This is a genomic window from Chryseobacterium subflavum (genome assembly GCF_055762745.1).
The window spans coordinates 1738381-1753499 of sequence record NZ_JBVTMR010000001.1 but is presented as its reverse complement, the minus strand read 5'-3'; the positions used below and the strand labels follow the sequence as shown (position 1 = coordinate 1753499).

Annotated in this window: 18 protein-coding genes; 6 read left to right on the top strand and 12 right to left on the bottom strand. The window is 36.1% G+C overall.

Annotation, left to right across the window (positions count from 1 at the left end; all coding sequences use genetic code 11):
- Positions 1 to 72: 72 nt before the first annotated feature.
- From nudK to AC0INN_RS07680, 8 genes are all read right to left on the bottom strand, one after another.
- Entirely contained in the window at positions 73 to 654 is a 582-nt protein-coding gene (nudK, locus tag AC0INN_RS07715; protein WP_273648223.1) for a GDP-mannose pyrophosphatase NudK, read from the bottom strand.
- On the bottom strand, positions 641 to 1000 hold the full coding sequence (locus AC0INN_RS07710; RefSeq protein WP_273648222.1) for a DUF4406 domain-containing protein: 360 nt from the start codon (positions 998 to 1000) through the stop codon (positions 641 to 643). Before AC0INN_RS07710 ends, nudK begins: the two co-directional genes overlap by 14 nt.
- 67 nt (positions 1001 to 1067) lie before the next feature.
- Positions 1068 to 1649: a Crp/Fnr family transcriptional regulator gene (locus AC0INN_RS07705; RefSeq protein ID WP_273648221.1), complete on the bottom strand. Its 582-nt coding sequence runs from the start codon at positions 1647 to 1649 to the stop codon at positions 1068 to 1070.
- Between the two features lie 120 nt (positions 1650 to 1769).
- On the bottom strand, positions 1770 to 4025 hold the full coding sequence (locus AC0INN_RS07700; protein ID WP_273648220.1) for an excinuclease ABC subunit UvrA: 2256 nt from the start codon (positions 4023 to 4025) through the stop codon (positions 1770 to 1772).
- Between the two features lie 86 nt (positions 4026 to 4111).
- Complete coding sequence (locus AC0INN_RS07695; protein ID WP_273648219.1) at positions 4112 to 5017, bottom strand: TIGR01777 family oxidoreductase; 906 nt, start codon at positions 5015 to 5017, stop codon at positions 4112 to 4114.
- Between the two features lie 25 nt (positions 5018 to 5042).
- A complete protein-coding gene (locus tag AC0INN_RS07690; RefSeq protein ID WP_172278589.1) occupies positions 5043 to 5387 on the bottom strand; it encodes a hypothetical protein in 345 nt (114 codons plus the stop codon).
- 4 nt (positions 5388 to 5391) lie between these two features.
- Complete coding sequence (locus AC0INN_RS07685) at positions 5392 to 5988, bottom strand: HPP family protein (RefSeq protein WP_172278587.1); 597 nt, start codon at positions 5986 to 5988, stop codon at positions 5392 to 5394.
- Between the two features lie 10 nt (positions 5989 to 5998).
- A complete protein-coding gene (locus tag AC0INN_RS07680; RefSeq protein ID WP_306612571.1) occupies positions 5999 to 6895 on the bottom strand; it encodes an arginase family protein in 897 nt (298 codons plus the stop codon).
- Between the two features lie 172 nt (positions 6896 to 7067).
- On the opposite strand from AC0INN_RS07680, the gene AC0INN_RS07675 reads away from it, so the two are divergent.
- The 4 genes from AC0INN_RS07675 (at position 7068) to hisS (ending at position 10168) form a co-directional block, all read left to right on the top strand.
- On the top strand, positions 7068 to 7403 hold the full coding sequence (locus tag AC0INN_RS07675) for a single-stranded DNA-binding protein (RefSeq protein ID WP_172278583.1): 336 nt from the start codon (positions 7068 to 7070) through the stop codon (positions 7401 to 7403).
- A gap of 13 nt (positions 7404 to 7416) precedes the next feature.
- A complete protein-coding gene (locus tag AC0INN_RS07670; protein WP_228456952.1) occupies positions 7417 to 7872 on the top strand; it encodes an HRDC domain-containing protein in 456 nt (151 codons plus the stop codon).
- Positions 7873 to 8075: 203 nt separating this feature from the next.
- Complete coding sequence (locus AC0INN_RS07665; RefSeq protein ID WP_273648217.1) at positions 8076 to 8708, top strand: MgtC/SapB family protein; 633 nt, start codon at positions 8076 to 8078, stop codon at positions 8706 to 8708.
- A 92-nt stretch (positions 8709 to 8800) separates the two neighbouring features.
- Positions 8801 to 10168 carry a histidine--tRNA ligase gene (gene hisS / locus AC0INN_RS07660; RefSeq protein WP_306612568.1) on the top strand — a complete coding sequence of 456 codons (1368 nt, stop codon included), beginning with the start codon at positions 8801 to 8803 and terminating at the stop codon, positions 10166 to 10168.
- Positions 10169 to 10221: 53 nt separating this feature from the next.
- Here the strand turns inward: hisS and AC0INN_RS07655 are convergent, their stop codons facing one another.
- Positions 10222 to 11163 carry a ketopantoate reductase family protein gene (locus tag AC0INN_RS07655; protein WP_273648216.1) on the bottom strand — a complete coding sequence of 314 codons (942 nt, stop codon included), beginning with the start codon at positions 11161 to 11163 and terminating at the stop codon, positions 10222 to 10224.
- A 159-nt stretch (positions 11164 to 11322) separates the two neighbouring features.
- Between AC0INN_RS07655 and AC0INN_RS07650 the strand changes: the two genes are divergently transcribed.
- Positions 11323 to 11985, top strand: a complete 663-nt coding sequence (locus AC0INN_RS07650) for a GNAT family N-acetyltransferase (protein WP_273648215.1) — start codon at positions 11323 to 11325, stop codon at positions 11983 to 11985.
- 60 nt (positions 11986 to 12045) lie between these two features.
- On the top strand, positions 12046 to 12846 hold the full coding sequence (locus AC0INN_RS07645; protein ID WP_306612565.1) for a class I SAM-dependent methyltransferase: 801 nt from the start codon (positions 12046 to 12048) through the stop codon (positions 12844 to 12846).
- Between the two features lie 50 nt (positions 12847 to 12896).
- Here the strand turns inward: AC0INN_RS07645 and AC0INN_RS07640 are convergent, their stop codons facing one another.
- From AC0INN_RS07640 to AC0INN_RS07630, 3 genes are all read right to left on the bottom strand, one after another.
- Entirely contained in the window at positions 12897 to 13133 is a 237-nt protein-coding gene (locus AC0INN_RS07640) for a YtxH domain-containing protein (protein ID WP_172278571.1), read from the bottom strand.
- A 97-nt stretch (positions 13134 to 13230) separates the two neighbouring features.
- On the bottom strand, positions 13231 to 14073 hold the full coding sequence (locus AC0INN_RS07635) for an isoaspartyl peptidase/L-asparaginase (protein ID WP_273648213.1): 843 nt from the start codon (positions 14071 to 14073) through the stop codon (positions 13231 to 13233).
- Between the two features lie 124 nt (positions 14074 to 14197).
- Entirely contained in the window at positions 14198 to 15085 is an 888-nt protein-coding gene (locus AC0INN_RS07630; protein WP_172279675.1) for a cyanophycinase, read from the bottom strand.
- Positions 15086 to 15119: the final 34 nt, after the last annotated feature.

Genomic DNA, 15119 nt, shown 5'->3' with positions numbered 1-15119 from the left:
AAGAATGAAAAATACTTATTTTATTTTAAATTCAGTTTTTATGATATTAGTTTTTTAGCAGCAAAGATGATGCTACAAAATATTTTTTACACGAAGATATTGAAGGAGCATGATTGTTTTTGCATCTTTGATCTCCCCGTTATCGATCATTTGCAATGCTTCACCGAAAGATAACTCCAGCACTTCAATATCTTCACCTTCTTCTTCAAGGCCACCACCATCTGCTATTTTCATTTCTTTAGAATATTCCGCAATGAAAAAATGAAGAATTTCAGTTACTGACCCCGGAGACATATAAGATTCAAAAACTTTTTCTACCCGCGAAATCTGGTAGCCTGTTTCTTCTTCGGTTTCTCTTCTGATACAATCTTCAGGATTGTCATCATCCAGTAAACCTGCACAGGCTTCTATAAGCATTCCTGTTGAATTTCCATTAATAAACGTAGGTAATCGGAATTGCTTTGTCAGAATAACTGTATTTGTATTTTTATTGTAAAGCAGGATCGTGGCACCGTTTCCTCTGTCGTAAGCTTCTCTGCTTTGGATTTCTACTGATCCGTCGTTTTTTATCTTTTCATAGGTAACCTTTTTCAGGGTGTACCAGTTATCTGATAAGATTTCAGTCTTTATGATTTTCACTTTATTGTTCTGCATAGGGAATATCTTCTATATGATAATAAATTTTCAGTCCTCTTTCTTGAGCAATTCTTACATCCTCATCAGCTCCTTTGGATGCTCCTTCTATCCGTAATACAGCATCACATTTTTCCAGAATTCTGTGGGCAATCGGATATTGTATTTCCTGCCAGGCTTCATCACCTATCTTTGTTGAACCGGCAAGGTGTATCAGTGGTAATGCCACCCATTCACCTATCATCGGGATATGACCTTTCCTGAAAATAGGCAATGCTGCTGATTCTAGTTTATTCAGATTTTGTTTGATGAGTTTTGGATCATCGTGGGTACCACTTCGGTAAGGTCCGGCAATTAATATTAGCATTATCTTTTATTTTTAAGTAAAATAAAGAAAGAAACCATGTAAAAAAAATAAGATAGTTTAAGAGTATTCATTTTTTATTTTTATTGGTTTTTATGGTACTTAGAAATTCGGGCGTGATCCCAAGATAAGAAGCGATTTGCTTTTGGGTAATACGTTCTGCCGCCACAGGATATTTCCGGATAAAGGCATTATAACGTTCTTCTGAAGACAGGGAGAGATTTTCAATGATCCTTAGCTGTTCCCTGGTATAAGCATTCTGCATCATAATTCTGAAGAATCTTTCAAATTTCGGAACCGTATAGTACAATTTGTCCAGATCTCCTTTTTTCAATTGAAAAATAAAACTATCCTCGAGTGCTTCAATATTCAGCATAGCGGGTTTTTCATTAACGAAACAATACATATCAGTGATCCACCAATCAGGAAGGGCAAACATAATTGTGGATTCTTTACCTGTCGCATCCAGATAAAAAGCACGCAGTATGCCCGAATGAACAAAGCTGATTTCTTTACAGGGTTCCTGCTGTTTCAGGATACTTTCTTTTTTTCTGACTTTCCTTTCGCGTAACAAAGAATTGAAATAATTGGCTTCATCATCGCTGAGCGATATATGTCGGGATATATTCCTTAAGATTAAGCTGTTATTCATGGTTATCAGATGAATTTTAATTTCTCTGTAATGTACGGGCTAAATTAATATTTATTTTCCAACAAATCCTGTAAAATCCTTTTAAATTGAGAGATTTTGATCGATATAGATCATACCTTACTATTTTCCATGGAGATGTTTTTTCAGATATTTAGACGTTTCGGACTGCGAAGCGGATAAAAGATGTTCTACAGTCCCTTCGAACATAATTTTACCACCCAACTTTCCGGCTCCGGGACCAATGTCAATAATCCAGTCTGCCTGAGCAATAATATCCAGATTATGTTCAATGACGATAAGGGTGTTATCTTTATTCACAAGCTCCTCAAAAAATAAAAGCAACTTTTCATTGTCGATAGGATGAAGTCCGGTGCTGGGTTCATCCAGAACTATAACCCTGGCAGTATGGTTTAATTCTTTGGTTAATTTTAGACGCTGCCTTTCACCGCCGGAAAAACTGTCGAGCCGCTGGCCTAAAGTAAGGTAATCTAAACCAAGTTTGATCAGCAGAGTAAGCTCATGTCCGAATCCTTGTTTGGGAAAAAAACTTAGCGCTTCTAAAACGGTCATATCCATCACTTCAGCAATATTTTTTTTGTGATAATGATATTGAAGAACTTCGGGCTTGTATCCTGATCCCTGACAAACTTCGCAAGGTTGCTCAATATCATCCATAAATGCGAGGTCCACTTTTTCTATTCCCAGACCTTTACAATTGGGACAGGCGCCCTCTCCGTTCCGGCTGAAAAGCTTATCCGAAACATTGTTTGATTCTGCAAAGAGCTTTCGGACCGTATTGGAAAGATTGAGATAAGTAAGCAGGTTGGAACGGCTGCTGGCCGTAAAAACAGATTGATCAATGACGGTTAATTCCGGATAAAAAAGAGGGAGTATTTTATTGATCAGCGTGCTTTTACCGGAACCTGCAACTCCCGTTACAACCGTCATAACTCCTTTCGGAATTTTTATGTCAATATTTTGAACATTAAACATACTTCCGTTTTTTATGTCAATAAATCCTTTTGCTGATCGGGGATTTTTATTATAATCTGGAATTTTGCTGAAATAGATCCCGGTTTTGCTTTTAGCTGTTTTTAGATTCTTAAAAGTTCCCTGGTACATAATCTCGCCTCCATTTTTTCCGGATGCAGGTCCCATATCTACGACAAGGTCTGCTATTTTAATAAGATCAGGATCATGTTCTACGATCAATACTGTATTTCCTTTATCTCTGATTTTCTTTATAATGTCTACAATATGATCAATATCTTTGGGATGAAGACCAATACTGGGTTCATCAAAAATATACAACAGATCGACAAGACTGTTTCCTAACTGTTTTACCATTTTTACCCGTTGAGATTCACCTCCGGACAGAGTATCTGTCTGCCGGTCCAAGGTGAGATATTGCAATCCTATATCGATGAGATTCTGAAGTTTTTTTTCCAGCTCCGATAGGATGGAAGAGTAGGTTTTGGAGGGGATGGACTGGATGAATACCAGAAGTTCATCCACTGATAGTGCTGTACAATCGGCAATGTTTTTATCAGCAATTTTACAGGACAAAACTTTTGGATTCAATCTTTTTCCTTTACAGGCCGGGCAATCTTTAGTAATGATTACTTTTTTTAGCGTTTCTTTTCTGGTGATATTCTCTTTTGAGTCCTTTTTTAAAAATGAGTTTTCAATCCTTGGAATTACTCCTTTATACTTCACCGTTTTTCCCCATTCTTTTGAAGGATGTTTAGGAGTGTGCTCTTCAGCATTCAGTAATAATTCCCATTCATTTTTTGTATAGTCCTTTAATTTTTTATCATTGTCAAAATATCCGGAATGAATATATCGGGTCAGCCGCCAGCCACCGGGTTGAAAGGTAGGAAACCGTATAGCACCTTCGTTTAGGGATTTATTTTTATCAAAGAGAGTTTCAGTATTTACCGTCTGTACAAATCCAAGACCTTCGCATTCAGGACACATTCCCTGGGGATTATTAAATGAAAATACATTGGAATATCCCACAAAAGGCTCACCGATTCTTGAAAAAAGTAATCGTAAAGAAGCATAAATATCGGTTGCGGTTCCCACTGTAGAACGGGCGTTACCTCCTAATCTCTTTTGATTGATGATAAATGGAACATTCAGATTTTCAATTTTATCTACATTCGGAACACCAAAATGTTGCAGGCGGTTTCTGATGAAGCTATTTTGGGTTTCATTGATCTGCCTCTGAGCTTCAGCCCCGATTGTTTCAAAAACCAGGGATGATTTTCCTGATCCCGATACTCCGGTGAAAACGGTGATTTTGTTCTTAGGTATTTTTAAGGAGATATTTTTAAGATTATTCTGTCTGGCTTTGGTAACAATGATGTCTTTCATAATGTAGTATTTAGATATGAAATCAGATACTTCAATATTAACAGATACTTTCTCTTTATGTATCCTCTGAGAAAAGACCGTGGATCTTATTTCTTCAGTAAATCTTCCAGCGAATCTCTCAGATCAGGAAACTGAAACCGATAGCCTGCATCCTGAATTTTTTGGGAATCAACCCTTGAGCCTTCCAGTAAAGCAACAGAAAGCTCTCCAAAAATGATCTTCAGTACAAATGCAGGAACATTAGGCATAAACAAAGGTTTGTGTAAAACCTCTGCAATTTTTTCCGTAAACTGTTCGTTGGTTGTATGTTGTGGTGATGCAGCATTATAAGCTCCTTTTAGCTGAGGATTTTTTAGAGCAAATTCATATATACCGATGATATCTTTCAGATGAATCCACGGCATATACTGTTTTCCGGTTCCAATGGGTGAGCCGATTCCCAGCCGCACGGGAGTTGCCATTTTTTTTAGGGCTCCGTCTTTTTCAGATAGTACGATGGATGTTCTTACTTTAACAACTCTTTCTGCAACATTCTGACTAAGAAATTCATCAGCAGCTTGCTCCCAAAGCATAACTACCTTTCCAAGGAAATCATCGGCTTTTTCATCTTCCTCTGAGAAAATTTTCTGTGAAGTATAAGCTCCATAAATTCCCGTGGCGGAAGCTGATATAAAAGATTTTAACTTGATGTTTTTCTTTTTTAAAGTATCAAGAATAAGTTTTGCAGAATCAATCCGGCTGGAAATAATCTCTTTTTTTCTGTCATCCGACCATCTTTTTTCAGAAATATTGGCTCCAGCAAGATGAATGATATGACTGATATTTTCAAATGCCGAATCATCAATTGTCCTATTACTAATATCCCATTCGTATTCATTGTCTTTGGTCTTTTTCCGGGTCAGCAACCGGACCGTATATTCCGGATCTATCTTTTTTGATAGCTCTCGGGCAACCATTCCATTAGCTCCGGTAATTAAAACAACTTCTTTCATAGATATTAATTTTGGTGGTGTATTCTTAGGTTTGATTTTTTACAATCAATACAAAATCATCTTCCAAAAGTTTATAACCGTAATCGTAAATAAATTTATATTCCGAACCGTTTTTATAAACTTTAATGTTAGTGATGTAATCGAAATCAAAACCTAAGCCATCCAGCTTTGAACGTGAAATTTTTGTTTTACCTTCCACGTTTATTTCCGTAAGAATACGGTAGTTTTTGCGAAGTTTATTATTAATGTTCCGCATCAGGTTATTGGAGTCTTTATTCTGCTTATTGTTATAGGCGTTGCGGCAGGCGTCATTGCAGAATTTTTTGTCTGATCTTCCGATGATCTTTTCGCCACATTCTAGACAATTCATAATATTATTTTTTCATTTTGTGTTGATGCTTTTTCTTTAACAACCGCAGAAATCTTGTATGGTTGGGATAACTTCTGTTGGAGGTAATATTATTGAAAAATAAAGCAACAAGAAGCAGGATGATACACCCCGATAGAACAGGAGATAATGCATACCAATATCCCAGTTCCGGAATTTTTCCTGATGAGGTAACGGCGATCAACGCTGTAGCACCACCGGGTGGATGCAGGGTTTTCGTATACTGCATCAGAACGATTGAAAACGCAACAGCCAACGGAGCTGACAGCCATAGCACGTCGGGAACTATTTTATAAATCGTTACACCCACCAATGCTGAAAGAACGTGACCTCCTACAAGATTCCGGGGTTGTGCCAACGGACTTTGAATGGCTCCATAGATTAAAACGCTGGATGCCCCGAACGAGCCGATCAGAAAAATGTTCTCCTGTTCCAAAAGATAGTGCGACTGGATGAATGCAATGATTCCGATTCCAAAAAATGCACCTAAAAAAGACCAGAAATGTTCTTTGTAATCGACAAGAGTTTCTTTATAAATTACATATTTCGAAACCCTTAGTGTTCTTTTTATTTTCTGCTTCATGAATTCTTCTTTATTTTTTTATTATCTGGGTTAAATTTTCAACAAATGCCTTTGTGTAGACGCCTTGCTTATCGTAGTCAGGGTCTAATATAGTAATTTCTATTCCAAAACATTGGTCATTCTCAATCAATGGGGTCAGAATTTCCCGGAGGTTATTATAGTCGATTCCATCTTCTGTTCTGCTATCAACAGCCGGCATAATCTGATCATTCAATACATCAACATCGAAATGAATGAAAAAACCATCCAAACCTTTCTGTTGAATCATTTTTAAAAAATCTTCAGCCGTTTTGCTGAAACCATTTTTACGTAGACTTTCCAGATCATAATAATGAACGCCTGAATTAATAACCTGGTTTACATAGTCTTCATCGTCTGTTTCTGCATTCCCTACACAGAAGATGTTTTCTTCAAGAAAATAGGGCCTCAGGCCACGAATATTGGTGAGTTTTTGATGTCCCATTCCTGAAACGATAGCCAGATCCATTCCGGCTACGCCACCACTTGATGAAAGTTTAGGTGGAATATAGTCAGTATGCCCGTCAAGATAAAACAAACCAAAATTTCCCAGCTTTTTAAGGGCGATTGCAGTTCCTATTAAAATACTGCAGTCACCGCCAATGATTACATTGAGGGTGTCTTTATCATAGTTTTTCAGGATCAGGTCAGATTGCTTTTGGGCATATTCAATGATTCGATCTGGATTTTTTACCTGGGTTTCTTCATCAAAATCCATTGCATAGTCAGGACCATTAAGTCTCAAAATATTCTTAGGATGGAGCTTAGCATGAAAATTAAGTTTTCGAAGCCAATCCGGAAGTTTTTTTACTCCGGGCTCTGTTTCATGTTCTTTTTTAGTAAGGCCTAGATTAAAAGGAAATTCAAAGATGTTGATCTCTTTTTTCATACCATGAATATTTAATCAAAGGTACGGATTATCCGTTTACAAACGACTACAAATGAATTTAAATAGTTTATAACCGACTTTAATGGGCTGGGATGGCAATCTTTGCAACAGAGATTTGAGAAAGCAGTGAACGTCTCTTATCTGATAATATTAATCTTTAAAATTTATAGTTATGTCACTAAGAAACAAAGTAACATTAATCGGTTACACAGGAAAAGAAGTAGAAATGATCAACTTCGACAGTGGGAATGTAAAAGCAAGCGTGTCTTTAGCAACGAGTGATCACTACACCAATGCAAAAGGTGAAAAAGTAGAAGAAACACAATGGCATAATCTGATTGCCTTTGGAAAAGTTGCGGAGATCCTTCAGAAGTATGTTCCCAAAGGAAAAGAAATCGCTATTGAGGGAAAGCTTACCTACAGATCTTACGATGATAAAGATGGTGTAAAAAGGTATATTACAGAAATAAGGGTTGATGAAATCCTGCTGTTAGGGGGTAATAAATAATACAAAAACACAGATGATGAGAGTAAAAGTTTTTAAAATAAGGCTGCCCGAAGAGTATCTGTATACAGATCAGCAGGCATTGGACGATTTTCTCGGAAATCATGAAATTATTAAAACGGAAACCGCTTTTGTACACGACGAGCTTTACTGGTCAGTTGTCTTATACTTCGAAGAACTGAAAGCAGGAGTATCTGCTGTAAAAGAATCCAAAAGTGTAAAATATTCGGCAGAAAATGAAATGCTGAATAGGGATGAAGAAAAAATTCTCGATGCCCTGAAATTATGGAGATCGGAAAAAGCAAGAGAGCAAAATCTCCCAATTTATTTTATAGCCAGTAATAAAGAGCTGTTATCCGTAGCAAAATATAAACCGGCAAAAAAAGCAGAATTATTAGACATCAAAGGTTTCGGAAAACATAAAATAGAAAACTATGGTGAAGAGATTATAGAAATTCTGGAAAGTATCTGATTTACTAATTGATCAAACACAAATTGTGAAACAATGAAAAGCTGGGGGACCTGTATTCCTTCAGCTTTTTCCATACCTATTTATGTTATGAAACCTACCGGTAAATAATGGGCACACGTACTGAAAACTGATAATATTTTTTTATAAGACATTTGTAAATAAAACAAAAAAATAATAATTTGACATAGGCAAAAAAAAGATAAATGATTAGTATAAACGATATACTCCCTATAGTATTTTCGATTGTAATTGGAGGAATCATCGGGATCGAAAGAGAGTACCAGTTAAAATCTGCAGGACTTAGGACAATGATATTAGTGACATTGGGTTCGTGTATGTTTACCATGCTATCTTTGAGTCTTGGTGTCGAGGGAAGTCCGGATCGGATTGCAGCTAATATTATTACAGGAATCGGCTTTGTAGGGGCGGGAGTTATTTTTAAGGAGGAAAACAGGGTATCCGGACTTACAACAGCTGTGACTATTTGGATTTGTGCGGCACTGGGTATGACGATAGGTGCGGAATATTATAAGGAAGCTCTTATCGGTTCCCTATCTGTAGTTTTACTTTTGGTCCTTTTCAAATACATACAGAACGTTATCGATAGGATTACAACCCGCTATACTTATCAGATTACCCTTTCTTATAATGATGAAGTGGTGGATAAATATGAAGCCCTTTTCAAAGAATACGGACTAAAATCGAGCAGGGGTAAACAGATGAGGATCGGAGAGAAATATACGATCATATGGCGTGTACAGGGAGCTTTGAAAAATCATGAGGCTTGTACAAAAATACTGTTTAATGATAAGGGAATTGATGAGTTCAAATTTTAAATAATTAAAATCTTCCGGAATTTAAAAAGTCCTTTCAATTCCTTATTTTTGCAAGACTTATCAATTATTATTTATCATTTACCTATTATAGAATGAAGCCAAGCTTAGCAAAAGGAACGAGAGATTTTACCGCACAGGAAGTTTCAAGAAGAAAATATATCATTAATATTTTACAGAATAACTTTCAATTATTTGGATTCCAGCCTTTGGAGACACCAAGTTTTGAAAATCTTTCGACATTAACGGGGAAATATGGAGAAGAGGGAGATCGGTTAATTTTTAAGATTCTGAACTCGAGCATCAATGAAGCTAAAGAAGATAAAAAGACACAGATGCTTACCGATTTTCAAAAAGCATTGGATAAGCCTTTCAGTTCAGAAAGTCTTACGGACAAAGCTCTTCGCTATGATCTTACCGTACCTTTTGCGAGATTCGTGGCAATGAATCACGGGCAATTAACATTTCCATACAAACGATATCAGATTCAACCGGTTTGGAGAGCTGACCGCCCTCAAAAAGGAAGGTTCAGGGAGTTTTACCAGTGTGATGCCGATGTAGTAGGCAGTGAAAGTCTTTTACAGGAAGTAGAGCTGATTCAGCTGTATCTGAAATCTTTCTCAGACTTGAAAGTTTCGGTAACGATTCATGTCAACAACAGGAAAATCCTTTCCGGATTGGCAGAATATGCAGGAATTACAGATAAGCTTATTGATTTTACTGTAGCACTTGATAAATTGGATAAGATTGGAAAAGACGGTGTAATCAAGGAATTGCTTGAAAGAGGAATTTCCCCGGAATCTATCGATAAACTAGATTTCTTATTCTCTCAATCGGATGATGCTTTGGAAAACCTTCTTCAGCTGAAGGAAAAATTTGTAGGAAATGAAATAGGATTGAAAGGAGTAGAGGAACTGGAGTTTGTTCTTACGCAATCTTTAAGTCTTGGCGTAGACTTGCAGAACCTTGTTTTCGACATTACATTAGCAAGAGGGTTGGATTATTATACAGGAGCTATCTTTGAAGTGAAAGCCGATGAAGCTCAAATGGGTTCTATCGGTGGTGGTGGAAGATATGATAATCTTACGGCTGTATTCGGGGTTAAAAATATTCCGGGTATCGGTATTTCTTTCGGATTAGACAGGATTTATCTGGTTATGGAAGAGCTAGGTCTTTTCCCGGAAGAGGCTGCGTCGAAAGTAGAATATTTGTTTGCTAATTTCGGAGGGGAAGAAACACTTGAAGCTCTAAAGCTGATTATTCAACTCAGAGCAAAGGGGATTTCTGCCGAGCTTTATCCTGAAAGTGCAAAAATTAATAAGCAATTCACTTATGCGGAAAAAAAGGGAATTAAAAACCTGGTATTCCTGGGTGAAGAAGAGATTAAAAACAGAACAGTGACTTTTAAAAACCTTGAAGCCGGAGAGCAAAAAACAGTTTCTTTGGAAGAGTTTTTGGGATAGTCTAGATTAATAACTAAAAAGAGTCTTCTTATCAAGATAAGAAGACTCTTTTTTTATTTTATCTTAGCCTTTATTTCATTATATATTTTTTGAGTAAAAGGTACTTTGATTCCGTTTTCATTTCCGTATTTGATAATTGCTCCTGCAAATAATTCCAGTTCACTTTCTTTTTTTCCGGAATTAATATCCAATTGAAGGGAAGTAGGAGTTTCATGAGGAAATGCTGATGCTTTTTCAAAAGTATTCTCGATGATATTATCTTCAAGTAAAATCCCCTTTTTATCTGCAATTGCTTTTATTTCCTTCATTATTTCTTCTGCCTCATTTTTTTGTGCAGGATCTGTACAAACGGTACCAATAGAGGAGTTGTATTTAGCTGTTACCAGTCCGAAACTTGCTATAAAAGTAAATTTGGTCCAGATATCAGTTAAGGCATCATCTTTAAAATCAAAATCGATCCTGCTTTCTTTGAGAACATTGATTACCCAATCTATGTTTTGGGAAAAATTTTGTGGATCCCTGCCAATAATCAACTTTCCAGTTTTCCCTTTATGCTCTACAACTCCTTTTTCTTTTATATGAGAAGCCACATAAACACATGAAGGCAATATAACATGAGCAGGAATTATTTTTCTTATTCTGTCATAAATATCAGCACCATTCATCATAGGTAATAAAATGGTATTTTCAGTAATGACTTCTTTCAGTTCTTGACAAACTCTTTCCAGGTCGTATTCTTTTACACAAATCAATACAAGATCAGGTTTTACAATTTCCCCGATATTTTCATAAACTGAATTAGCCCATGTTTTACTATATCGGTGTTCAGTGGAAATTAAGGTCAAGCCTTCCGCTTTCACTTTTTTATAGGTTTCACCTCTTGCAACAAATGATATGATATATTGGTGGAAAGTTTCATTATTCTGGCTTATTTTAAAGCCAAAATAGCCACCTACACCTCCTAAACCTATGATTACAATATGTTTTTTATTCATGAAATTATTTTTTATCTGTTTAAAACCTGGCCTTTAATAATACACTATGTTAAAGATGGTGATTTATTTTAATATTTTGAGATGTATATAATCTATATTTATTGTGAGATAAGATCAATCAATTATTATATTTATGTCAACATTTTTAATAGCCTTATCATGAAAAATAAAGCTTCAGCCGAAATATTAGAAAAGTGGTTGAAAGGATGGTCGTTATCAAGAGAATTACCTTTACCGGTTCCATATAAATCCGGTTTTACTGTTGATGTAAATACTCCTATGCAGAAAAAGCGATATCTGTTTTCTGAACCTAATGATGATTTTATTCAGCTGTCGAAGATAATTGATGAACCATGGGTATACCTGAAAGTTTCCTCAGCTTTTGAAACTTTTAAGGATAAAATCCCCTCAAAATGGAAAATTCAGGGTGACCAGTATATGATGTCATGTTTTCATCCCATGGTTGCTTTAAAGCGTGGTCTCCCAGATGACTACACGATTCATCATGACGTGTATAATTCTACGCATGTTGTAAGGGTAATGACCAAAAATAGAAATGAGCAGGGAGCGATAGGAAGAGTTGCTATTGTTGATGATATGGCTGTGTATGATCAGATCATTACAGATGAGAAACACAGAAGAAAAGGACTTGCTTCTTTACTAATGAAAGAACTTGAAAAAATAGCACTGTCAAAAGGCGCCTGGAATAATTTTCTGGTGGCCACTACAGAGGGTAAATCATTATATGAAACTTTAGGGTGGGAGATTTACAGTCCTTACACTTCTATTGTGATTCCATCCGATGATTCTCTTGATGACTGATTCGGGGCATTATAATTAATATTGTTTACAATACACATCATAGCACTTATATGTTCAATCATGGAAAAGAATTATTTAGAAATTAACAGAAACTCCTGGAATGCTAAGGTGGAACCCCATCTTAAATCGGATTTTTATTTTGTTGATGAGTTTTTAAATGGAAGAAATTCACTCAATTCCATAGAACTCGAACTTTTAGGAAATATTGAAGGAAAAAAGATCCTGCATTTGCAATGCCATTTTGGACAGGATTCAATATCATTATCAAGGCTGGGAGCTGTGGTTACCGGAATTGATCTATCTGACAAAGCTATTGCCACTGCAAGAGATTTGACGAAGAAGTGTGGAACCGATACTGAATTTATTTGCTCTGATGTTTACGATCTTCCCAATGTTTTAGATGAAAAGTTCGATATTGTATTTACAAGCTATGGAACCATAGGATGGCTTCCCGACCTGGATCAGTGGGCGCAGGTTATTGCTCACTTTTTAAAACCGGATGGGAAGTTTATCATGGCAGAATTTCATCCTGTTGTATGGATGTTTGATGATGACTTTAATAGGGTTGCTTATAATTATTTCAATGAAAAACCGATCATTGAAACATATAACGGAACGTATGCAGATCAATCAGCCGATATTACTCAGGAATATGTGATGTGGAATCATTCATTGGTAGAGGTTATCCAGAATCTAATTAAAAATAACATGACCATAAATGACTTTCAGGAATTTGACTGGTCTCCCTATCCTTGTTTTAAACACATTGTAGAATCTGAGAAAGGTAAATGGAGAATACCGCAATTTGGAAATCATATACCTTTGGTATTTGCATTGGAGGCACAAAAAAAGTCATCGTAAATAAGTATTACGATGACTTTTCTGTATATGAATGTTAAAAAAAACTTGTTTTAACTTAAAGAGTCCTGAGCTTTTGTTTTAGCCTCATCAACTTTGTCCTGAACCTGGGATGCTACATCATTTGCTTTGTTCTTAAGATCATTTCCCCACTTGTTTACATTGTCCTTAACGTTGTTGATTTTGTCCTTTACTGCTTGTTGTTCTTCTGGTGTGGATTTTTTGTACTTCCAATATGCTAAAGCACCTAAACCTAATAAAGCTAATAATCCGTTTGTCTTATTTCCCATGATTTCTATTTTTTTAAATTAATATTAAAAATTTGTTGTTTAGTATCATGTAAATTGCGTGCCAAAAAAATGAAAGCAGTAATAAAAAAATGTTAAATTAATTGAATATTTCAAAATTTTCACCATCAAAACTTGCAAAAACCATCGTAGGATAAGAGTCCTGATGATAGATATTTCCATCTTTATCAAGAGCAATCGCACCTGCAAAGCCATCAATAGTTTTTAATTCCTCGAAGGTTTTATGAAATGCATCTTTCAATTTCATTCCATCAGTTACCCGGGTCACAATTTTGGTTGCTGTAGCATTGCTTACAATATCTTCACCTACACCAGTGCAGCTTACGGCACAAAATGAATTGGCGTAATTTCCGGCAACAGTAGCTGAATCAGAAATTCTTCCTGGAATTTCAAATCCTTTTCCACCGGTTGAAGTGGCAACAGCAAGTTTTCCATCTTTGTCTATGGCTACACAGCCTACAGTTCCTTTTCCACCGTTATTGATTTTTGCTTCGTATTCTTTTCTTCTTTGGGGAATTTCTGTAGAGAAATCTTCAAAACCATGTCCTGAAGCATATTTTTTTGCACCACTACCTCCTAAAACACGATCTTCCTCCTTCATTAAATCCTTTGCTACAAATACGGGATTTTTAACATCCTGAATATTAATAACACCACTTAATTTCTGTGTTTCTCCATCCATGATCGCTGCACTCATCCGAATGATACCATCACTTTGGATTTGGGAACCTATTCCTGCATTGAACAGGGCATCATCTTCAAGAAGAGATACTGCATACGCTACGGTATTAAAAGCTGAATTGGATTGCAGATAATCAAATGCTTTTTGTGCAATATTTTTTAATGAATTTTGTTTGGCAACTTTTACTTCATGGCTTTGGTCACTTTCGGAAAAGAAACCACCGTGGATGATTATTTTCATATTTTTATTTAAATGAAAGTTGAAGGTGGTAAACTTACGATTATATTGACTATAAATTATAAGGTTTTTAGTTCTTATACACTAAAAACTTTTAATTCTTCACTCTCAATTTTTCGGGATCAAATTATTTGTCCTGTGGGATAGGATTGAACTGTGAATTCTCAATCGTTAATGTTCTTGTGGTAAGGTCATAATGATCGTTCATCGACATGACATGCACGGTAAGGTTATCAATGGATATAGGTTCGCCTAAGTTGATATTGGTAAGATTGGTATCTTTAATAAAACGTCCATCCACGATAATTACAAGACCTGAACCTACAGCAGTCATTACATCATTGTGTATAAAAAGACCTGTATCTTCTCCCAATCCGATTCCTAATGTTCTTGGATTATTAACAACTGCCTGGAAAAGTCTTCCGATACGTCCTCTTTGTACAAAGTGGGTATCAATGATTACATTATCAATAAGTCCTAACCCCTGAGTGGTTTTTATTTCTCCTTTTAATAATGCTTCCGAGCTGCTACCCTGATAGATCATGTTTTCTGAAGCTGCAGCAGCTCCGGCAGAAGTTCCGGAATAGATGAAATCCTGCTCCTGGTATTTTAAAAGAATGGTATCGTGGAATCTTGTCCCGCCAAGGATAGATGTAAGCCGCAATTGGTCCCCACCGGTAAACATCACCACGTCCGCTGCATTGGCTCTTGCTACCATAGCATCAGAATTGGCTTCTTCCCGGTTATGGATATCCAGAATGTTGACATTTTTTGCGCCCAGAAATTCGAATGCTTTCTTATATTCCGTTCCTACAATCTGAGGGATCTGTGAAGCTGTAGTAACGATTTCTATTACAGAATTTTCTTTGAGCTTAGACTCATTAATGATCTTTCTTAAAATACCTCTTTCAAAAAAATTAAGGTTTTTTTCTATGTTCTGATCATAATCGGTTTCTGCAAAACTTCCTTTATTTACAGCACCTCCGATAACAATTAATTTTCCAACAGGTTTCATCATGTATGCAAATTTAAAAAATTATTAATACTCG